The organism is Paenibacillus aceris, from assembly GCF_017874035.1.
Classification (GTDB): domain Bacteria; phylum Bacillota; class Bacilli; order Paenibacillales; family NBRC-103111; genus Paenibacillus_E; species Paenibacillus_E aceris.
Map to the genome: position 1 here is coordinate 782,268 of NZ_JAGGKV010000001.1, position 21,801 is coordinate 804,068.

The 21,801-nt window shown below is 47.2% G+C and carries 21 protein-coding genes; 5 read left to right on the plus strand and 16 right to left on the minus strand.

The features are described 5' to 3' along the window. Positions 1 to 142: 142 nt before the first annotated feature. The 9 genes from J2Z65_RS03785 to fucU form a co-directional block, all read right to left on the minus strand. Positions 143 to 1,927 (minus strand): sensor histidine kinase, encoded by a 1,785-nt coding sequence (locus tag J2Z65_RS03785; RefSeq protein WP_167063297.1) that lies wholly within the window; start codon positions 1,925 to 1,927, stop codon positions 143 to 145. A gap of 144 nt (positions 1,928 to 2,071) precedes the next feature. Further along, positions 2,072 to 2,953, minus strand: coding sequence for a carbohydrate ABC transporter permease (locus J2Z65_RS03790; protein WP_167063294.1), 882 nt, complete (start codon positions 2,951 to 2,953; stop codon positions 2,072 to 2,074). Next, complete coding sequence (locus J2Z65_RS03795) at positions 2,950 to 3,861, minus strand: carbohydrate ABC transporter permease (protein WP_167063291.1); 912 nt, start codon at positions 3,859 to 3,861, stop codon at positions 2,950 to 2,952. The genes J2Z65_RS03790 and J2Z65_RS03795 overlap by 4 nt, the downstream gene beginning before the upstream one ends. 66 nt (positions 3,862 to 3,927) lie before the next feature. Further along, complete coding sequence (locus tag J2Z65_RS03800; protein WP_167063288.1) at positions 3,928 to 5,349, minus strand: ABC transporter substrate-binding protein; 1,422 nt, start codon at positions 5,347 to 5,349, stop codon at positions 3,928 to 3,930. A 112-nt stretch (positions 5,350 to 5,461) separates the two neighbouring features. Continuing rightward, positions 5,462 to 6,784 (minus strand): response regulator, encoded by a 1,323-nt coding sequence (locus J2Z65_RS03805; RefSeq protein WP_167063285.1) that lies wholly within the window; start codon positions 6,782 to 6,784, stop codon positions 5,462 to 5,464. A gap of 194 nt (positions 6,785 to 6,978) precedes the next feature. Continuing rightward, positions 6,979 to 7,638 carry a class II aldolase/adducin family protein gene (locus tag J2Z65_RS03810; RefSeq protein WP_167063282.1) on the minus strand — a complete coding sequence of 220 codons (660 nt, stop codon included), beginning with the start codon at positions 7,636 to 7,638 and terminating at the stop codon, positions 6,979 to 6,981. Positions 7,639 to 7,646: 8 nt separating this feature from the next. Next, a complete protein-coding gene (locus tag J2Z65_RS03815) occupies positions 7,647 to 9,146 on the minus strand; it encodes a rhamnulokinase (RefSeq protein ID WP_342357334.1) in 1,500 nt (499 codons plus the stop codon). 20 nt (positions 9,147 to 9,166) lie between these two features. Then, positions 9,167 to 10,957: an L-fucose isomerase gene (locus J2Z65_RS03820; RefSeq protein WP_167063279.1), complete on the minus strand. Its 1,791-nt coding sequence runs from the start codon at positions 10,955 to 10,957 to the stop codon at positions 9,167 to 9,169. 81 nt (positions 10,958 to 11,038) lie between these two features. Then, entirely contained in the window at positions 11,039 to 11,464 is a 426-nt protein-coding gene (gene fucU, locus J2Z65_RS03825; RefSeq protein ID WP_167063276.1) for an L-fucose mutarotase, read from the minus strand. Between the two features lie 239 nt (positions 11,465 to 11,703). Here fucU and J2Z65_RS03830 point away from each other — a divergent pair, with 239 nt between their 5' ends. Further along, a complete protein-coding gene (locus J2Z65_RS03830) occupies positions 11,704 to 12,711 on the plus strand; it encodes a LacI family DNA-binding transcriptional regulator (RefSeq protein WP_167063273.1) in 1,008 nt (335 codons plus the stop codon). On the opposite strand, the gene J2Z65_RS03835 is transcribed toward J2Z65_RS03830, so the two are convergent. Then, a complete protein-coding gene (locus tag J2Z65_RS03835) occupies positions 12,692 to 13,246 on the minus strand; it encodes a hypothetical protein (RefSeq protein ID WP_209855729.1) in 555 nt (184 codons plus the stop codon). The two genes, J2Z65_RS03830 and J2Z65_RS03835, sit on opposite strands and share 20 nt — an antisense overlap. 50 nt (positions 13,247 to 13,296) lie before the next feature. Between J2Z65_RS03835 and J2Z65_RS03840 the strand changes: the two genes are divergently transcribed. Next, on the plus strand, positions 13,297 to 13,608 hold the full coding sequence (locus J2Z65_RS03840) for a hypothetical protein (protein ID WP_167063270.1): 312 nt from the start codon (positions 13,297 to 13,299) through the stop codon (positions 13,606 to 13,608). 131 nt (positions 13,609 to 13,739) lie between these two features. Here the strand turns inward: J2Z65_RS03840 and J2Z65_RS03845 are convergent, their stop codons facing one another. The 5 genes from J2Z65_RS03845 to J2Z65_RS03865 form a co-directional block, all read right to left on the minus strand. After that, positions 13,740 to 14,249 (minus strand): hypothetical protein, encoded by a 510-nt coding sequence (locus tag J2Z65_RS03845; RefSeq protein ID WP_167063267.1) that lies wholly within the window; start codon positions 14,247 to 14,249, stop codon positions 13,740 to 13,742. A 39-nt stretch (positions 14,250 to 14,288) separates the two neighbouring features. Next, positions 14,289 to 15,131: an SDR family oxidoreductase gene (locus J2Z65_RS03850; RefSeq protein ID WP_167063264.1), complete on the minus strand. Its 843-nt coding sequence runs from the start codon at positions 15,129 to 15,131 to the stop codon at positions 14,289 to 14,291. Positions 15,132 to 15,577: 446 nt separating this feature from the next. Continuing rightward, positions 15,578 to 15,790 (minus strand): twin-arginine translocase TatA/TatE family subunit, encoded by a 213-nt coding sequence (tatA, locus tag J2Z65_RS03855; RefSeq protein ID WP_167063262.1) that lies wholly within the window; start codon positions 15,788 to 15,790, stop codon positions 15,578 to 15,580. A 21-nt stretch (positions 15,791 to 15,811) separates the two neighbouring features. Then, positions 15,812 to 16,372 carry a RidA family protein gene (locus tag J2Z65_RS03860; RefSeq protein WP_167063259.1) on the minus strand — a complete coding sequence of 187 codons (561 nt, stop codon included), beginning with the start codon at positions 16,370 to 16,372 and terminating at the stop codon, positions 15,812 to 15,814. A 20-nt stretch (positions 16,373 to 16,392) separates the two neighbouring features. After that, positions 16,393 to 18,000 carry a flavin monoamine oxidase family protein gene (locus J2Z65_RS03865; protein WP_167063256.1) on the minus strand — a complete coding sequence of 536 codons (1,608 nt, stop codon included), beginning with the start codon at positions 17,998 to 18,000 and terminating at the stop codon, positions 16,393 to 16,395. A gap of 223 nt (positions 18,001 to 18,223) precedes the next feature. On the opposite strand from J2Z65_RS03865, the gene J2Z65_RS03870 reads away from it, so the two are divergent. The 3 genes from J2Z65_RS03870 to J2Z65_RS03880 all read left to right on the plus strand — a co-directional run bounded on the left by J2Z65_RS03870 (position 18,224) and on the right by J2Z65_RS03880 (position 20,262). Beyond that, positions 18,224 to 18,460, plus strand: coding sequence for a MerR family transcriptional regulator (locus tag J2Z65_RS03870; protein ID WP_167064274.1), 237 nt, complete (start codon positions 18,224 to 18,226; stop codon positions 18,458 to 18,460). Positions 18,461 to 18,488: 28 nt separating this feature from the next. Beyond that, complete coding sequence (gene tatC / locus J2Z65_RS03875) at positions 18,489 to 19,250, plus strand: twin-arginine translocase subunit TatC (protein WP_167063253.1); 762 nt, start codon at positions 18,489 to 18,491, stop codon at positions 19,248 to 19,250. 85 nt (positions 19,251 to 19,335) lie between these two features. After that, positions 19,336 to 20,262: a LysR family transcriptional regulator gene (locus tag J2Z65_RS03880; protein WP_167063250.1), complete on the plus strand. Its 927-nt coding sequence runs from the start codon at positions 19,336 to 19,338 to the stop codon at positions 20,260 to 20,262. Here J2Z65_RS03880 and J2Z65_RS03885 read toward each other — a convergent pair. Beyond that, entirely contained in the window at positions 20,207 to 21,565 is a 1,359-nt protein-coding gene (locus J2Z65_RS03885) for an amino acid permease (protein ID WP_167063247.1), read from the minus strand. The genes J2Z65_RS03880 and J2Z65_RS03885 overlap by 56 nt on opposite strands. Positions 21,566 to 21,801 lie beyond the last annotated feature (236 nt).

A 21,801-nucleotide genomic window follows, 5' to 3' on the forward strand; every position in this document is an offset into this window, starting at 1 on the left:
CACCATAGCATATCGCTTCGAATGCAAAAGAAACCTAGCGGTATCTTTACCGCTAGGTTCTTTATTTGATCTGTATTTCCAGATCCGTTCCATTGCTACTCGGAGGATGCCATCTCCTGCTGCACGCCAAGGCACGTATTTATTAGGCCGGGGGCTGCTTCCATTCATTCTCATCCAGGATCGCGGGAATCTCAATCCAGGCACGTACACCTTGATCTTGTCTATGGCTGTAATGCAGGCCGTAGCTGCCCCCAAAATGCAGTTGAATCCGCTTTTGAACATTAATGATTCCGAAGCCCCGGTTGCTTTCTTTCCCTTGCAGAATAGCATTCAACATATCGATATCCGCCTGCCGGTAACCGTTATCCTCGACACTGATCGTAACAAGACCATTGCGGCTTCGCACCTTAATCCATAACTCTCCGTCCTGGCTCATGTGCTTAATGCCGTGCAAAATCGCATTCTCAATAATGGGCTGCAGAATGACCTTCGGCACGAGATACTTTTTCGCATCCTCTTCAATGTCCCAATGTACCTTAAACGCGTATTCATAACGGAACAATTGTAAGCGAACGTAGGCCTCCGCATGATTCATTTCCTCCATCACCGGGATCAACAGCTTTCCTTTACTTAGTCCGATCCGCATAATGAGCGATAAGTCTTTAATCATTTCAGCAGACTCCGTCGCCCCTTCCATAAACGTATGCCAATAGACTGACTCCAGCGTATTGTAGAGGAGATGCGGATTAATTTGCGTATGGAGAATCGATAATTCAATTTCTTTATGCTTTAATTCCAGCTCATATTGATCATAAATCGTTTGATTCAAACGGTCTGTCATCCGTATAAAATGATTGCTGAGCAGCACGATCTCGTTTTTACTCTCCGAATGCATCGAAATCGCCAGCGGCCTGCCCGGATGATAGGAATTGGTAATGCGCGCCAGCCTCGAAATCGGCTTCAAGATCGATTGAATAAAGTACATGCTAGCTAAGATCAAAATAAAGAAATAAATAAACATAATCCAATCCACAAGACGCTGCACACTGATATGATCAATAATGATCGATTGGACGGGCACTCTCATAAGCAGTTTCGTGTTTGTAGCTTCACTTGTATGAAGCACATGCATATACTCCACGCCAGCTTCCTTCAGCTTATAAACACCTTCCACTTTATCCGCAGCAACAGGCATCGTAGAGCCAATTTGGAATTTCTCCGTGTTGGTAGCAAGCACCGTATTTTCTTGGTCCAGTAACATGACTTGGCCATCCGCATACTTATCAAAGGGCGAAAAATCCTGCTGCAGAGGCGTCTCAATGCCCGACACAAGCAAGTAACCGATGACGGTTTCCCCGTTATAAATGCTGTTGAGCTGACGCAAATAAGCAACGGTTTTCACGTTATTCGGATTATAGCCGAACTTATCGATAACGCGAAGAACTCCTTTTCCCTTCGCTTGACTAACCGATTTGTACCAAGAGAGTGCATTCAAATCGGTAGCGTAAAAGATGCCGTTGTTTAAAATATCGGAATTGGGCACGAAGGAATACTGTTTGTCGGTATCCGAAAAGAACATGGAATAGCGAATCGCATTCGTTGAATAATTGCTCAAATATTTATCCAGCTTCTTGAAGATTTCAAACCGCTCATATTCCGACGAGGAGGGAATGCTGGCAAGTTGTTGAATCTCCTGAGATATCATAATTTTCTCCGTTTTTTCCTCGAAATCGCTGCTTTCCCTATCCAACGTTAAGTGACTTCCCCGCACTAATTGCAGCAGCGCGTTTCCTACTTGCTCTTCTGTAATAGACTCCAACTTCTTGGCGACGACCAAATCCAAAACCAATATCGGGATGACGACGAATAAGATGAGCAGGACGATCAGCTTTTTCATCAGATTCATATTACGCAGCATTTTTCGCATACTGACTTTCCTTCCTTTCCAGCCATTCCATCAGGTCATGTTTCCGATCTGCCTTGCTTTCACATAGTTTCGCTGCAGCGGATACGTTCTCCTTTAGGCAAAAGAAAACGCCACCAGAAATAGCTTCTGATGGGCGTTCTTCACTTATCCCTTAACACCGGAAACCGAAATACCGCGAATAATAAATTTTTGGAAAACGAGGAAAAACACCACCGGAGGCAGCATTGCCATTGTCAATACCGCAAATCGGACACTCCACGGAATCACTGATGTCGAGTACACAACGTATAGATAGATGCCTGTTGCGAGCGGGTACATTCCTCTTTCCGACATGACAAGACTAGGCCAGTAGAAATCGTTCCACGTCGCCGAAAAAGATAACATGAGCAGCGTACCAATGATCGGCGTGGAAAGCGGAACCGCAATTCGGATAAAAGAGCTGAATTCACTTGCCCCATCGATCCTCGCAGCTTCCAGAATTTCTTTGTGGATGCCGTCGAAGAAGTTTTTGAGCAGCAGCATGAAATACGCATTCGCCGCAGCCGGCAGCCAGAAAGCCCAGTAAGTATTCAGCATGCCCAAACTTTTCAAATTGAGTAAGTTAGGCACGATGTACGTAGCCGGCGGGATGAGCAGCGTGGAAAAGAAGAACAGCGTCACCCAACGTTTGAAAGGAACTTTTAAATGCGACAGCGCGTATGCCGCTAATCCGATTAACAGCAGGGAAACAATAACGTTGCCGACATAGATAAGCATAGTATTTTTGAGAAATGTCAACAAAGGCAGGTCAAATCCGGTAAACGCATCCTTATAGTTGGTCCAAATCCAGCTTTTTGGGAAAAAGGTCGGAGGAAAAGCGAAAAATTCCTCCCGCGTTTTGAGCGAACCGAAAAACGTATCAAAAAACGGATACAGCATCGTCGCCCCCATCAAGAGCATCAGCACCACCATGATGGTATAACCTGTGCGTACGGTGCCTTTTTTCATATCATATCTTGAAATAATGCCGCGTTCTTCTTGCTTCATGCTTTATCACCTCTGCGCTGCAGCAAATTGTATAACACAGACAATAGGATTAAGACGAAAAACATTAAGCTGCCCATCGCGCTTGCTTTGCCAAAATCAAGATCGCGGAATGCCGTATGATTAAGCCACAGCAGGTACGTTAGCGTTGCATTATTCGGCCCGCCGTCCGTCATGGACAACTGTGCCTGGAAGCCCTGTGACGTAGTGATCACCTGCAAGAGCAGTAGAAGCAGCATCAATGTTCGGATACTCGGCAAAGTGATGTAGCGGATACGCTGCCAAACGCTTGCCCCGTCGATCTCGGCCGCTTCGTATATGTCCCGCGGAATTCCTACGATAGCCGCGATATAGATGAGCGTCGCCGCACCGAAGCTTTGCCATGTTTCGAGCAAAACAATGGAGCCCATGGCTAACTTAGGGCTGAAGAATTGCAGCTGTGGAAGCCCTAACGTTTGCAAAAGGGAGTTGATCGGACCTACTGCATCATAGAACCACTGCCACATGCCATAGAGGACGATAGCGGGAATCGCACTTGGCAAATATCCGATAATGCGCGCTCCCCCCTGAAACCACTTCAATTCCGAGACAGCGATAGCAATGAGCGGAGGAACCCAGAAGCCAATCACGATACCAAGCGCCATATAATACAAGGTATTTTTGACAGAAATCAGCAGAAGCTCATCCTGAAAAATACTTAGATAATTTGCCAGACCAATAAAGTGATTGCCATCCACGAAATCAATATTGTAAAAGCTGTAGAAAACCCCTTTAATAATTGGTACCCACAAGAAAATGATAAAGAACACAATCTCCGGGATAAGGAATAGGGTTCCCCACAGATACCAATTGATTTTCTTCTTTACGGAGCTTGCCGCTGCAACAGGCCGTACATACAATTCTGTATCCATCTCCAACACTCCTTATGAAATCGGACCTAAACCGCGAAGGCGGCTTAGATCCGATCGATCCGGTCACTATTCGACTTTTACTTTATCAAAAACTTCCGATTGCACTTTGTTTGAGGCATCCGTTAAGGTCTTTTTCAGATCTACGTCTTTGGTTGTGAACACTTTTTGGATCACATTGGCCATCTCTGTATAATACTTCTGCGCTTCATACTGTGCTTCCGGCTTGCCGTCCCAGAGGCTGAGCAGCTGCGGATCGTATTTGAAGACGTTATCATATTTAGCGAGTAAGTCGGTGTACTTTTTGCCAAAGTCAGAGGAATCTTTCCAGTAATTGATCGGCTGTGGAATATAGACACGATTTTTCGTTTTACGGTCTTCGATCTCTTTTTTCGTGGAGTTCAAGAAATCGTCCGTAAAGTATTCATCCGTAATCCATTTGAAGGCTACAGCCTGTTGGTCTTTGTCGCTCTTCGGATTGATGACGCGATAATTGCCGCCAAGAACGCCCGTATGCTTGCCGCCTTTGGTCATAGCCGGCATCGGATACACAACCATATCCTCTTTGGAGATACCGCCTTCATTGATAGCAGCATCCGCTGCGTTGCCGCTACCGCACATGACCATCGCGCCGCGTCCTTGAGAGAATGCGCTTAATGCATCACCGTAACCGAGTGCCCAGTTTTGTGGAATCAAGTTCTCATCTTTCAGCTTTTTGTAAAATTCAAGCGCTTTCAAACCCGCGTCGGAATTAAATATGCCAACGACTTTGCCGCCATCGAGCTTCTGTACATCCCCGCCAGCTGCATAGAGGAAATTCGTCCAGTTCCAGCCCGCTTCAGGACCTTTCCCCATGGGGATAAAACCTGCGATGCCTTTAGCCGGATCATTGATTTTTCTCGCAGCTGCAAGCAGATCGTCCCATGTCCAGTCCATCGGCGGCAGTTCTACGCCTTTTTCTTTAAACAGCTTCTTGTTGAGCGTAATGGTCATGACGTATCCGTCAATCGGTACGCCATACGTTTTTCCATTCACAACGAACGGTTTGGAGAGAAGATCATTCATATCTTTCGCATGTTCCCAAGCATTCATCGAATCAGTAATGTCCGCTACCCATTTCTTGTCAACAAGCACCTTGCCTTCCGTTGCATACGTCGTATACTCGGTCGGCGCGCTGTTGGAAGCCATTTTGATGCCGATTTCCAGCGGATTGTACTGCCAATCGTCTTTCTTAAATTCAACGTTCGGGTTTTTCGCTTTAAAACGGGCGATCCGCTGATCAAGCTGATCGTTCTTTTCTTTTTGGTCCGGCTTGAAGCCTTGGGCGGTAATGGTCACCTTTTTGGCAGCCGGCGTTGTCTGCGCACTGCTTGCACCCGTTGCGGCCGGGCTGGCGCTTGGCGCGTTCGTTGTAGCGGATTGTGTACCACATCCTGCCAGAAGGACAGTCAGTGCTATTGCACTGATTGCGGATGTCTTTTTACCTCTCATAGTTGGTTCCCCTTTCAAATCAGGTGATTTTACGTTTGCTGCTACAATTTCGATTATAAGGGGTACTCCTGCGTCCTAGCGATGTGCCTTGTTACGCTAATCATGTCGCATATTACGGTCCCGTCTGTTTGATCTCCGAAATATTTATCCCGAAATGCTTCTTAAATATTTTGCTAAAATGCTCCGGCGATTCATACCCGATTTCCTCCGAAATCTCGTATCGGCGTTTGTCGGTCGTGAGGATAAGCTGTTTCCCTTTTTCCATACGCAGCTGGGTCACATAATCCCAAATGCCCAAGCCCATCACTCTTTTAAACAAATAACTCAAATAATTCGGGCTCAAATGCACACTATCTGCGATGTCCTGCAGCTTCAGTCCTTTGTCGCAAAAATGGCCTTCAATATACGTTTTCGTATCAAAAACAATGCGATTATTTGCTTCGTCAACCTGCGTATTCGTTAAATTCTGCGCTATGATCGTCTTGCCGATGTCCTCGATGTAGAACATATAGTGATCTTTCTGCGTTTCCCCCCAAGTTAAGCTCTCCATCGCTTCTTTATAAATGACAGGCCACTGGGTGATGCCTTCTCGAATGCGACTGATGCCGATTTGGCATTTGACATTGACGTATTTCTGCAAATTCGCATGTATCATCTGCGCTACCATCAGCATCTGATTAATACGGAGCGTGCCTCGCTTCTCTTCCTCGGGAATTTGCATTAACAGAGAAAAGGTTGAATTATGAGTATTAAAAACAAGATGGTTCCACTGGCTCGCAGTTTCCTCGATAATATTCAAAGCGGCATATTTCAAGAGGCTGCGGTCCTTCATTGTCGTAATTTCCTCATCACGGATACCGCCACGGCCTAAAAATAACTTGATCACCAACATGCTGTATTGGGTACCCGACAAACGATTTCCAATCTTCTCCATAATGTCAGGAACTTCAGATTCATGAACGGTACCCGTGACGATCTCGCTCAAATAATAGTTCAATTCCAGCGAAGTAATTTCCGCCAATGTTCGTTTGCCTTCCCAATTTGAAAAATGCTGCTGCCGTTCCTCTTTTTCCTTGAGCAGCTTAGCTGTAATGGCTATGAGGTGAGGCGGTGTAATCGGCTTGACCAAATATTCTTTGGCTCCAAAACGGATCGCTTTTTGGGCATATTCAAACTCGCCATGCGCGGACAAAATAACAATCGGAATCGACGGATCTTCCATAAAGATGTTTTCTATTAATTCAATACCGTTCATCTTTTCCATTTGAATATCGGTAAACACAAGATCAATTTTCTCCAGATGGATAAAATCCAGCGCTTCGAAACCGTTGTATGCAATAAAAACTTCGCCGATATCCAGCTTGGACTGTTTCAAAATGGTTGCTACACCTTTGCAAATCATCGGCTCATCATCGACGACTAAAATATTAACCATGGGCCACCTCGGCATTCTTTTCAAGCATCTTCTTCATTTTATTGTACAACAGATGGCTTTCCTATGTGTTTTATTACGATAATCGTGTCGGATATATGGGATTAGACCCGTACGTTTAAGCGCCGCTTGCCCCAAACCCAAATAAAACCCGCCCCCATCGATTTACGATGAGAACGGGTTTAGCGCACAGTTCATTATTTCATTTGCTGCAATAAATTGACGCGGTAAGCTTCGCTTTCCAAGCCTTGTATTTCCTTGTATTCTTCCTCAGTCAGCCTTCTAGGTGTGCCTACGGATTTGGCGATCAGGTAAATCTTCGCGCTTTCTTCCATCACTTCGGTGCGGTAGTAGGCTTCGCGCAAGTTTTTGCCGGTGGTGACGAGTCCGTGATTTTTCAGCAAAATCGAGCTGTAGCGATCCGCTTTCTCCGCTACGAGATTAGCAAGCTTATCGGTAGTCGGCACGACATACGGTACGAAGGCTACATCGCCGACAAGCGCAGCTTGGTCCGGGAACAGCATCGGCAGCTCATCGTCAACGAGCGTTAAAGCAATGCAGTAGGCCGGGTGCGTATGCACGATGGCCGTCATGTTCGGGTTCACGCGATAGCAGAACAGATGCATAAGTACTTCAGACGAAGGACGATATGTTTTATCCAAAATGGTTCCCGAAGGAATATCAACCGGCACCCACTGCTCCGGCTCAATATCCTCTAAAGCAAAACCGCTCGGGGAAAGGTACATCGTATCCTCAAATCTTGCGCTGATATTGCCGCCTGGACCTACGACGAGGCCTTTGGCTACGCTTTTACGGGCATATTTCGTTAATTCTTCTCTTATATGTTGTTCAGACACCGGTGTCCTCAGCTCCTTACAGATTTCTTGGCAATCACTTGTAAATAAATTCGGTAAGCCTCCTGCCACCGGGACTCATCCTTGGACTCATAGTGGTCTGGAGGAAAGGAATCACGAACGGCTTGACGAATTTGATCCAGCGACTGTACCTCGCCATGCGCTTTAACCTGCATCATCATATTGCCGATGGCTGTCGCTTCGACAGGACCCGCAATGACCGGACGCCCGGTCGCATTCGCGGTGAGCTGGCAAAGCAGCTGGTTTTGAATCCCGCCGCCCACCATATGAATCGTTTGCAGCCTTTTGCCCAGCAGCTCTTCGATTTCATCCAGTGTTTGCTTGAATTTCATCGCCAAACTGTCCACTACGCAGCGGATGAGCTCCGCTTTTGTTTGGGGCACGGATTGCCCCGTTTGCACGCAATAGCGACGGATGCGCTCGGGCATATTGCCCGGAGTCAGAAAGGCAGGGTCCTGCGCGTCCACATAGCTTTGCAGCCCGGGCTCCGCCTTCGCCATCTCCTGCATGTGGGCGAAGCCTAGGGATTCTCCCTCCAGCTCCCATTGTCTTTTGCATTCCTGGAGCAGCCAAAGACCCATGATGTTTTTCAGCGTACGAATTTTGTGCTCAGCTCCACCTTCATTCGTAAACCCATAGCGAAGACTTTCTTCGGTCAAAATCGGTTGATCGATTTCAACACCCATCAGCGACCAAGTACCGCAAGAAATGAATGCATAATCCTTCTCTAGCGAAGGAATAGAAACAACCGCAGAAGCCGTGTCATGGGAAGCTGTCGCCACGACGGACATACCGCCGATTTGAAGCTCCTCTGCGATTTCTTTGCGCAGATTGCCTTCGATCGTTCCAGGCATCACAATATCTGTGAACAGTGCGGCCGGGATACCGAGCTTGTGCAGCAAGCCCCTATCCCAGTCCCTTACTGCCGAATCGAGCAGCCCAGTTGTGCTGGCGATCGTGTATTCCGTAGAGCGGATGCCGGATAAATAGAAACGGAATAAATCCGGCATCAGCAGTAGACGAACATCCTCAGGCAGTGATAATCCTTGCTCATTTTTTTCGGCATAAAGCTGAAAAATCGTATTAAAAGATAAGGGCTGAATACCTGACCTGCTGTATAGATCTTGTTGAGTTGTATGCTGCAGCATAGCATCCATGGCCTGTGCATTGCGAGCTTCCCTGTAATGATAAGGATTAGCAAGCAGTTTTCCCTTGCCGTCCACGAAGCCGTAATCCACACCCCACGTATCTACGGCAATTGAGGCCGGACTGCCGGTTGAGTGCTGCTTAAAAGCATGAATTCCTTTTTTCAGCTCATGAAAAAGCCTTAGAAAGTCCCAATATAGTCTACCGCTTAGTTCAACAGGCTCATTGGCAAAACGATGAATTTCTTCAATAGAAAGCTTTGAGCCATTCCATCGCCCCAGCATCGTTCTACCGCTGCTAGCCCCGAAATCGACGGCCAACATATTCAAAGAGTTCGTGCTCACAGGCGCCACCTCAATTCCTGTTACTTGTATAAAGGACCGAAGGAGCTGCAAGCTCTGAAATCCGCGCCCTCAGGATCGGACGTTCCGAAATTGCTCCAGACACGCGGTCTGAAAATGTGCTCTTTTGCCACGTTATGCATGGAAACCGGAATTCTTAGGATCGCAGCCAATGTGATCAAATCTGCTCCGATATGACCGTAGCTGATCGAGCCGTGGTTCGAACCCCAGTTATCCATAACAGAATACACATCCGTAAATGACCCTTCACCTGTCAAAATAGGAGCAAACCAAGTTGTCGGCCATGTTGAATCCGTGCGATCATCTAAAGTCTTATGAACATCCTCAGGCAGATCCACCGAGTAGCCTTCCGCCAATTGCAGCACAGGTCCTAAGCCCTTCACAAGGTTAATCCGCGACATCGTTACTGGCATACCGCCTCTGGTCAAGAAGTCTGACGAGTATCCGCCCCCGCGGAAATATTCGACGGAAGCCGGGCGCCAAGATGTCGCTTTCAGACATTTGCTCACTTCTTCATCGGTGATTTCCCAATAAGGCTTCATAACAGGCTGACCGTCACGCGACTGCTCACCCGTACCGTCGAGTGCTGCCGGACCTGAGTTGATTAAGTGAAGAATACCGTCTTTCGCTGCACCGCTTAATGTGTGCCCCGTTACCCGTTTAACGGCATCAGGACTCCAATATGTTCTTACATCTGCAAAAATTTGTGCCGTGTTCGTCAACAGGTTACCGAAAAGCATCGCAACCCCATTGAGGCTGTCGTTTTCAGTAGCAACCAAATAAGGCGCACGCTTGCCGTTCCAATCAAAGGATGTATTCAAGATAGCTTCCATGAAGTCGCCGTTCGGGAAGTGATCCGTCCAGTGGCGCTGCCCTTGGAAACCGGAAAGGATTGCGTTGTGACCAAGCGCTTCTTCTCCAAACTCAAGATCGGCCAGACGCGGATTCCCCACCATCAAATCCCTGACAATCAAGGACATTTTCACCACAATCTCCCAATCTCGATCTTTTCTTTCGCGTGTTGTTTGGATCTCGGGTGGATTTTTGTCCGGCCCTTCGGCACAGTTCTCTTTCACCCAGTTCAGCGCCAATTGGTACTCTTCCGGATCGAAAATTTCCTCGTCAATGCGGCGAACCAGCTCAGACATGTCTACATATTCGTTGCGCATGCCCAGGTAGTTCTGGAACAGCTCCTCGTTCACAATCGAACCTGCAATTCCCATGGAAACCGAGCCAATCGCCAAATACGATTTGCCTTTCATATAAGCGGCAGCAAGACCTGCCTTAGAGAAACGGATCAACTTCTCCTGAACATCTTGCGGAATATCCGTTGTACCGGCATCCTGCACATCCTTGCCGTAAATGCCGAATGCAGGAATTCCTTTTTGCGCATGACCGGACAATACCGCTGCCAAATAAACCGCACCAGGACGCTCCGTCCCGTTAAAGCCCCAAATCGCCTTCGGTGTAGACGGATCCATATCCATCGTTTCTGTTCCGTAACACCAACAAGGAGTAACAGTGATGGATACGCCGACACCGGATTTAGAGAATTTGTTTGCTGCCGCCGCCGCTTCAGCCACGCCTCCGATACATGTGTCCGCAATGACACACTCAACAGGCTCGCCATTTGGGTATTTCAATGTTTCGCTCAATAGTGCGGCAACGGCTTTCGCCATGTTCATCGTTTGCTCTTCTAGTGATTCACGAACCCCTTTTCTTCTGCCGTCAATCGTTGGTCTGATCCCGATCTTAGGAAATTCTTGGTTCCATCTGTATGTACTGTTTGCCATTTGTCTGTTCCTCCTCAGGTTTTGGTTACTGCAATTTATGCTGTCATTCTTCGACTTATTTAGAGTTATCGATAATTCAAATCACGAGCTAATGACCCCTTTTTTCAAAATCACATTGGCGTAGAGAGCCTTTTCGCTCGTTGCCACAATGGCATAAGCTTTCTTTGCTCTTTCATAAAAAGCAAAGCGTTCCACATACTCAATCTCCGGTTTCGTATGCTTCAGTATGATAGATTCATACGTGTCCCAGATTGGTGTTTCCACCTTATCGCCCGGGACCACGGCCATTAAAGCTACCGGTTGTTCACTGTAAGTATCCAATGGGAACAACGATAAAACCGCTTCCAATAATTCCGGTACGCCATGGCCATCACATCGAAGCAGACGATTCGTATGACTTGCTGCCGGAAAATTTCCGTCCGCCAAAACAATCTCATCGCCATGCCCCATCTCCATCAGCACCTTCAAAAGCTCCGGCGACAAGATGGAAGGTATTCCTTTTAGCATATTCAAGTCCTCCTCCAAAAATGTGTGTTATCGATAACTCAAAATTATCAACTTTAAGCCTTGCTGTCAATCTTTAATTTCTATACAATAGACAAATAGCATCAGCAAAAAGACAAATAAGCAGGAGACCAGGACAAATCCCCCTGTCGCCCTAACCGGGCGTGCATGTTTATCTTTGCAGATGCCAAGCAAAAGTATATGACTTATACGTTTTGATCAATTGAAAAAGGTGACGCTGCTTGATTACAATTTATGATATCGCTGAAAAATCCGGTGTTTCGGCCATGACCGTTTCCCGGGTTATCAATAACACAGGCCGAATCAGCGAGGCCACGCGCAAGCGTGTAAAAAAAGTCATGGAAGAGCTCCACTATATTCCAAACTCTATGGCTCGCAGTCTCGTTTTACAAAAAACGAAAATACTTTCACTGCTCATTACGGATATTACGAATCCGTTCTATACAACGATTGCGCGAGGTGCTGAAGACGCCGCATTACGGGCCGGCTACCGGTTGCTGTTCGCCAATAGCGACGAGGATTATGCGAAGGAGAAAGACTATGTCGATATGATGTTGTCGACTCGTGTGGATGGCGTCCTGTTCGCGCCTACTGGGGATCGTTCGTTCGAGAACCTGCAGCAGCTTCAAAAGCACAACATTCCATTCGTTGTGCTTGATCGCGAAATTCCCGGCATCGAAGCCGATGTTGTGCTTGGAGATAGCAAGGAGGGCGCAAGAAAGCTTGTGGAGCACTTAATAGCGCTTGGGCACCGCCGGATTGCCATGATTAACGGTTCACCTGACGTCTCTACGGCCCGTTTACGGTATACAGGTTATCGCGAAGCGCATCTGTTGAACGGTCTGACTGTAGAGGATTCGCTAGTGGCCCATTTCAACTATCGGGATTTTCATGATGAATCGGCATTAGATGAGCTCATCCATCATGAGGATCCGCCTACGGCCATTTTTGCCGCCAACAACATGCTCGCTGTCGGCGTGATTCAAGCCTTGAGAAAGCGCGGCTTGCAGGTTCCCGGCGATTTGTCGGTCGTCTGCTTCGACGATTTTGGCCACGCTGACTCGATAAATCCTTTTTTAACCGTGGCCTCGCAGCCCGCCTACCAGTTCGGCGCGCTGGGCATGCAGCTGCTGATCGAGCGTATTGAAGGAGATTTGACGCAAGAGAATCGGAAGATGATTTTGCCATCGGAGCTGCTCATTCGCTCGTCTACGCAAGCTTTGGCTTGAGACATCTGTAACGATGAGAAACATCGTTTCCTGCGCGCACGATCCGCTGCCGCACTCTGCAACGATGTAAAATATCGCTGCATGCCTTGCGCCGCACGCGGAACCGCCTGTTTCTCCTCTGTAACGATGAGAAACATCGTTTCCTGCGCGCACGATCCGCTGCCGCACTCCGCAACGATGTAAAATATCGTTGCATGCCTTGCGCCGCACGCGGAACCGCCTGTTTCTCCTCTGTAACGATGAGAAACATCGTTTCCTGCGCGCACGATTCGCTGCCGCACTCCGCAACGATGTAAAATATCGCTGCATGCCTTGCGCCGCTCGCGGAACCGCCTGTTTCTCCTCTGTAATGATGAGAAACATCGTTTCCTGCGCGCACGATCCGCTGCCGCACTCCGCAACGATGTAAAATATCGCTGCATGCCTTGCGCCGCACGCGGAATAGCCTGTTTCTCATCTGTAACGATGAGAAACATCGTTTCCTGCGCGCACGATCCGCTGCCGCACTCCGCAACGATGTAAAATATCGTTGCATGCCTTGCGCCGCACGCGCAGCAAAATTAACGTGTTATCAAAGGAGATCACATGAATCCAAACGTTAAACAAGCCCTGCAAACGACCATCGACAACTGGAACGCCATGTCAGCTTCGCGAAACGATGAGGAGGAAGCGGTCGCGGACCAATTCCAATCCTCTTTTTACCTATTCATCGATGCTTTCCGTGAATGGGTCCAAACATTAGAGCCACGGCCGCAATCTATCGACGATCTGATAAATTTAGAGATGGTGCAGGACATCCTGGACATCCTCCCCGCGCCGCTCCACCTCAACTTCGAGACAGAAGCCGAGTTGATCATGGATAATGTCCTCCGAGTTGACGAGGATAAATATGATTAACCCTGGCTCAAAGGGCTAATTTCTCTGAAATAGCGCCATTTTGTTGCCTCTTGTTCTCTCATCTACACGGTAAACAAAAAAAAGCCGCCCCAGAAGGTCTCACAGACCTACTAAGACAGCCCCGTGCACACCTACACGGTTTTATCAACAAAAGCAACTTGATTCTGCTCAGCAAACTTTTTCAATTTGCCCGCCATAGCGACTACGTCAAAACGGTTCAACGTTCTGTTGTACACCCAACGCGGTGACTTCCCTTTTAAATGAATGACGACTTGTCCCGGTGCATACACGATTTCATTAATGTTGTCCGCATTCAGCACCAGCTCTCTGGCAAAGCCGCGCTTCGACAGACTCGTTTTGCTCACTTTCAAATAAGGCCGGCGAATGAAGTAAACGAACAACCCTACCACCATGTAGGCTAAGGTTGTATACCAATACATCGTGTCCCCGCTCGTTTTGGTCAAGGTCAACAATAGAAAGACGGAAATCAGAACGAAAAACAACGCTAACATAATGCTTCTGCCCTTAAATACTTCAGCCCGGTCAGGGTCGGTAGAAATAGGGGCAATCCCTCTTTTAGACCTATCCTTATTTATTTTCTTAGCATTTTTACTAACCATTCGTTCCCACTTGCGAGACATTCATTTCACTCCTCGGTTTCTACTTTCTTGGACTCCCTGTCATTTCAACAATCGATTCAATAAGCCTTCATACCATTTCCATGGCAAAAGACTTCTCGCCCACAGCCCCATCTTCACGCCGCGACCAAGCGGATACCGGAGCTTAGGCCCTCGCTTGTCCACCAGCCGCGCGATCGTGTCTGCGACATCCTGCGGATCGGGTGCGGTCATGGACACTTTCCGCGAATACGCCAGCACGCTGCCGAGCCGCTGCCAGTATGGCGAAGCTTCCGTCGTATGTATAGCCTCAAAGCCTTTGCGCCATATTTCCGTTCGGTAGGCTCCCGGCTCTACAAGAACAACGCGAACGCCGAAAGGCATCATTTCCAAGCGCAGGGATTCGCTAAAGCCCTCAATCGCGAACTTGGACGTGCTGTATGGCGCATAGCCCGGAAAGGCGGACAACCCGCTCACACTGCTCACATTGACGATGCACCCCGACTGACTGGCGCGCATGTAAGGTAAAACCGCCTTTGTGGTCGCTATGACGCCGAACACATTCGTTTCCAGCTGGGATCTCCAAGCTTCCATCGGGACATCTTCCACATAGCCGCCAACAGCAAAGCCGGCATTGTTAACGAGCACATCGATTCGTCCATACTTCTTCATGATATCAGAAACAGCCGTCTCAATCGATGTCTGAATCGTTACATCTAGGACCATGGTATCAATAGCTGATCTTAAACCTGCTCTCTCAGCTTGCAGAAGCAGTGACTCGCTTCTACTCAAATCGCGCATCGTTGCGATCACTCGATACCCTCGGCCAGCCAGCGCAATTGACGTCAATAAGCCGAATCCGCTGGATGCGCCTGTCACAAGTGCGACTCCACGTACAGTACTCATCGCCGCCTCCTCATCTCCCAATCACTATCCTACATAATCCCACACTAATCTCACAATGTCGATATGCAAAAGCATTGAAGCGAGAGCATTCATTCTCATGCATGCCCATAACCCCGACGTTTTAATCCCCTCTCACTTTAAGGGAACTGCATTACGCTATTTAGGCAAAAGTAGGAAGTTTGAGCACCGAAGAGGAACTATAGGCTCTTATTTTACCAAACAGAGCAATATTCCGCCCAGAACAGCAAAACAGCGGACCATAGTTGCCTCTCCCACGCTGATTGATTTGATTTCAATAAAATAACGCCCTGTAGTTCCCATTCAAACAAAAAGAAGCCCCACACCGGGGCTTCCTCTCTTTTCGATCATTATTCACATTGGAGTTATACAAATTGACCGTAATAACGAGAATCAAAGGTACAGGTTTCGGTCATTCGACCATCCAATTAAGCTTTCGCCTTGTCAAGACGTTTATCATCCGGCTCAATATGGTCAGCCGATTCTTTGCCATCGGAAACAAGTTCCCTGGCTGAGCTCTTGAATTCGTGCAGCGTGCGGCCTACAGCGCGACCCAGCTCCGGAAGCTTGGATGGACCAAACAGCACCAGAACAACCACTAAGATTAACATGAGACCTGGAAAACCAATATTTTGCAGCATAAGATCATCAACTCCGTTTCATTAGTCTTGGTTATGATGCTTCGGATATACCGCCACAGCTTCGATTTCAATCAACCAGTCAGAGCTGACGAGACCTGCTACACCCACCGTGGAACGCGCCGGTTTAACGGGGTTCGCTTCCGTTCCAAAAAATTGTGCATAGGCATCAAACCACCCTTGAAAGTCGAACTTATTGTCTTTGGCTGCATCCGCCGTTACATACACACGAAGATAAGCGACATCGGCAAGCGTCAAGCCTTTCTCCTTTAATTGTTTTTCGATTTCCTTCAGAATACCGATTCCTTGCGTCTTCGTATCCCCATAGCGCTCATAAACCGTTTTGCCTTCTTTATTAATGACGGGCGGCACAGTTCCGCTTGTGAACAAATAAGAGGATCCCGAAGGGACGGATACGCCTGCAGCAATCGAGGAGGAAGGGTTGCCATAGAACTCGACTTCATTAATGGGCTCTGATGCATATTTGTTCGTCTTTTCAGTTCCCGCAGCATAAGCGCTAACACAAATGAGGCATGAACCTATGGTGGCAGCTGCTATTGTTTTCACTTTTTTAGTTAAGATCATCGTTCATCGCTCCTCTTTGTCTACTCTTTCATGACGCGCTCATGAATCTCGGTGACCACTTTTCTTGCAGACTCAATAGCACCTGCCTGCCAAGCGGTAATGTAGCTGATATGCTCCCCAGCCAAATAAATACGGCCATCCGGCTTGCATAAGGTCGGGTAATAGTTTTTACGGTCATCCGCTGTATACGAAGCCCATCCGCCAAGGTTGTACTTGATCTTCTTCCAATCGATGGAGAACGAAGCTTCGAACTCTTTATGATACTGCGGATGAATTTTGGCGCCTTGGCTTAACGCGTAGTCTTCGCGCTGGGCCGGCGTCATTTTGCCGAGTTTATCCGCATTTCCGCCGAAGGCGTAGTACCCGAGCAGAAGCCCTTTTTTGGCAAAATAATCTGTAGGCGGGTAATAGATGCTGGAAATATCCATATTCGTGAGCGTGCTTCCGCCGTAGATAAACTCATCTTCCTCCCAGAAGCGGCGCTTGAACTGAAGACCGATTTTGCCCGCGGAGGCGTAAGCGATCTTGGAGATAGCCGTTGACATTTCGGCGGAGAAATCAGCCTTAATATCTTTAAGAACAGGGAGCGGAATGGTGCAGATACAGAAGTCGCCTGAAACTTCTTTGCTTGCGCCCGTGTTCAAATCTTTATACAGAATGCGCACGCCTTCCGAAGATTGTTTAATTTCTTGAACTTCGGAATGAAACTCAATTTTATCGCCGACACGCTTCTCAAAAGCTTTCGCGATCATATCCATCCCGCCAACCGGGTGGAACATCATCATTTGCTGATCATAGGAATATTCACTGCTAAAAAATTGTCCAAAACCGGAATTAATGATAGCTTTTAAGCTGAATGGATCTTTGCGGACGCCAGAGTCGAATTTACCGCCTGGCTCCTCCGTGTATCCAGCCCGTTCCGAACCTTTGTAGAACAGATCCGCATTCAAATCTCCTTCGGATTTCAAATACGCGACGAGCTTCGCTTTTTCTTCCGTTGTTAGGGGGAGATCCAGCGCTTTTTGATTCACTGCTTTTGCCAACATTTCAGCCACATAGCCTCTAACGTCCGCTTTCGCTTGGCGCTTCGGAATTTTCACGCCTGACAGTTCGCCGACATTTTCGTTATAGTAGTAGCCGCTTTCGTTCACATTGTTAAATGGCTCGATCGCAACACCAAATTTGCGTGCATAGTCCAAAGTCACGTGAAACTGCGGGATCCTCATCGGTCCGGCGTTAAAATACATGCCATTATCAAAGCGTGCGACTTGTTTGCTTCCTCCTATTTCCGTAACCGTCGTTCCTCTGCGAACCGACCATGCCCTGCCACCCACTCGAGCTCTAGCTTCTAAAATGGTACATTGATACCCCGCGTTTCCAAGTTCATAGGCAGCAGTTAAACCGGCAATCCCTCCGCCTAAAATGATAACTTTCTTGCCATTGCGATTCGTTGAGGTGAGATCCCAGCCTGAAGGAGGCGTATAGTCGGCCGCTTTCATTGTCTCTGGGGATAACAATCCTAACGTTCCCATAACACTAAAAAGTGCGGCTGACCCTCCTACTTTTCCGACAGTAGTCAAAAATTGTCTGCGTGTAATTTGATCTTCTTTAATCGGTGTCTTCTCCATGCTCCCATCTCCTCGTTCATGTTTGGATAAACCGCACATTAAACATATCAAACGAAAAATGGTTTCGTCATTAGTTTGTGTCAGATTACATTACATAATTTAAACTTATACCAAGATAAAAATGGGTTATTTGATCTAATTTTACCGAAATGATAGAGTTTACTTATGTTTACGTCACTTACATGTTAATTTAACTAACATAAACGGAGGTTGGATAACGATGATGACGAAGATGACACAAAAGAAAGTGATCCAAATCGGTGTGGTCAGTGAATTGACCGGGTTATCGGAAAGGCAAATTCGCTACTACGAAGATCGGAAACTTATCTTTCCGGAGAGAAGCAAAGGGGGCGTCCGCAAATATTCATTCGAAGATATTGAAATGATTATGGATATACATATAAAAATGACGAACGGTTTCCACACCGTCGAGCTCAAACGCATGCTGGCAGGTTCGTAAGGCAAACAGAGACTTGGAGGTGCCTTCTATGCAATTAAAAGAAATGATGTCACTGGTGGACCATTTATCCGAGCTCCGAACCCGCATTATTCGGGTCTTGATCGTTCTTGTTCTAACGATGATTGGCGGATTTTTCGCTGCCCAGAAAATTCTTCTATACTTCAAAGAAACTCCCCCGGCATCTAGCATGAGCTGGCACGTGTTCTCCCCTATGGATGGCATTCGCATCTATATGATGATTGCTTTCGTGATTTCGCTTACGATCACATTGCCTTTTATTCTTTTCCAGGTATGGGGCTTCGTGAAGGCAGGTCTTACCAAAGAAGAACAAAGCGCCACACTCCGCTATATTCCTTATACATTCCTTTGCTTTATGATTGGACTTTCCTTTGCCTACTTTGTCGTCTTCCCCATGTGCATGACTTTCACGATTCGCATCACGGAAAATCTTGGATTGACCCAAACCTACGGCGTTGCTCAATATTTCAGCTTCATGCTCAACATCGTGCTGCCTTTATCCATCGCCTTCGAATTGCCTATCGTCGTCATGTTTCTGACGCGTATCAAGCTTTTGAATCCGAAGCTGCTGCACAAATTTCGCAGATACGCCTATCTTGTGCTCGTCATCACAGCAAGCCTTATTTCACCGCCTGATCTCATCTCCCACTTGATGGTCGCCTTACCATTGTTTGCTTTATATGAAATCAGCGTAGTGCTTTCCCGGTTCGTTTTTAACGCGCAAAATCGCGAGAACAACAAACTGAACGCTGAAGCGACTGCAACTTCCTAATTAAAATAGGCCTTCATTATCATTGTCTTCCTTTGCCGTATGGGATATATTTACACCAATATATCCATCAGGGGCAGGGTGAAGTATGCGGATCGAACAACTATTGTATTTGATTGAGATCAACCAAACAGGATCTATTTCCTTGGCAGCCGAAAAACTGCACGTTTCCCAACCGAACATCTCCCAAGCGATCGTCTCGCTAGAGGAAGAGCTTGGTGTCAAGCTTTTTAATCGATCGCGTTTTGGTGCCGTACCGACTGATGATGGCAAACTGATTATAAGTAAAGCTGAAGAAATTATTAGTAAAGTAGAGGAACTCCGGGAATCCGTCGGCCATCATGCCAAAGAGCTTACCGGGCTCCTCTCCATTGCTTCCGTACCAAGCCTGTGCCTAAGCGTACTCCCCCCAGCACTAGCGATTTTCAAAGAAAAACACCCTGGATTAGAGTTGGAAATGCTGGAGCTTGACTATCAGCAGATCAAGCAAGAGGTGCTCTCCGGTAACGTCGATATGGGCTTAATCGCTGTTTCAAGGCAATACGAAGAGACCAATAAACAGTTAACCGTAGAAAAGTTAATGGATAACCGCGTTATGGCCTGTGTAGGCAAAAATTCGCCCTTTTCTGAGCGGACAAGCATCTCAATTGAGGAACTTGCGAAGCAACCGATCCTTTTAAACTCCGATTATTTGATTGAGAAGCTCAAAAAGCACGGGGAACCGAATATTTTATTCAAGTTGGGCAATTCGGAAGCGGCAAAGCGTGTAATCGCCGAAGGCATTGCAATTGGCTTTTATACAGAGCTCGGCTTAAAATATGACCCCTATATTCTCACCGGCAGCATAGTTGCCTTAGAAATTACCGGAGAGGACATGGATGTGTCCTTCTGTTCCATTAGATTAAAAAATCGGCATCAGTCCATCGCGTGCAGAGAGTTTACGAAAGAGTTAAAATCCATTATTGCGACAAATGAATCTCGGATCTATCTCCCACAGCATGCTTGCCATTCGTAGGGTTGAACTTTCGTCTCCCTACAATCTTTACATATACGATGAAAGCTATGAACAGCACCATGTTTCCAACGATTAAAGGCGCCGATAACCGGCTGAGCAATAAATAACCTTGATAGACCAACAAAATGACGGCAACGGAGACCACCATATACAGAAGGGCAGGTTTCATGGTGAATGGCGCTTTACGATAAAGCTCAGGGTACTTGCGCGGAAGCTGTACTGCCGAGAGTACGGGGAAAATGCTGGAAAAAAGCAGGATGCCGACACCTAACTGGGAAATCGTCGTTAAAGATACGCCCGTCACAATCGGCACGACTCCGAGAATGTAGTAAAACGTCAGCAGCCAGTGCGGTGTGCCGAATCTGCGATTGACAGCGCCAAAGGCAGCTGGCAGCCAACCATCCCGGCATGCAACGAGCATCCCCCTCGTCACCCAGGAGAACGTCACGTTCAGCGTTGAGGCTAATGCGAACATCGCTCCCCCAACAATAAAGAACAAAAACAACGGATTCGGCAAAATGGTCCTTGCAACATCTGTAAGTGATTCCCCAGCAATCTCACTAACCGGCAAAACGCCAGTCGCTACAATGCCAATGCCGATATACAGCAACGCGACGATACCACTGCTAATCAGGATCGCAAGCGGAATATCTCGATGAGGACGTTTCATCTCCCCTCCCAGCTCAACAACCGCATATGCCCCGCCGGAAGCGAAGGAAGTCATTCCTACAGCCGTAAGTAAGCCCGTCCACCCATGAGGCATCATCTCAGCAGGTTGAAAAACTGCGTAATCCACCTCTGTAACTCCCCAAGCGATAAAGACAAGCAGAGATATCAGTTTAATCACGACCAACATTTTACCCAAAGATGACATGAATTTCACGCCAAATAGATTAATCAAATAGAAAAATGTGAGCATGACGAACGCAATCAGCATAATGGGAGCTTCAGGCACAAGCCCCTGTAAATATTGCGCGAAAGAAATGGCATACACCGCTATGGTCAAATGACCGAACGTGAATAAGAGCAGATAAACAAACCCCGCGTTCGGAGACAGCAGCCGACTTGTGTATGTGTACATGCCCCCTGTCGTTGGAAGCACAGAGCCTAGCACCGCAAGAGGGATCGTTATGACGAGCATAAAAATCGAGGAAAGCAGGAATGCGAGCGGAACCCCAGTTCCGGTTAAGCCAATGGCGATCCCTGTAATGGACATGATGCCTGCTCCAATAATTTGACCAATTGCAATGCCAATCGCATCTTTTAACCCTAATACTTTTTTCAAATTCGCCTCTTCATTCACCACGATGCCCCCTCGCAATATCGATCGTAAAGTTATCATCCCAATTCTTCATGGATCTGAGATTCCCTGCTTATTTTCAGAATATTTATTATTTTTGTAATTTGGCATAAACCTCGCCCTTCTCTGCATAGTTTATATAGTTGCTTCATACTGAAAGCCGCATGAAACTTTTACAGAAAATCATTTTGAATTGGGAAGGGAAGTTGATTTCGTATTCTTACACTTGAGAAAATCGA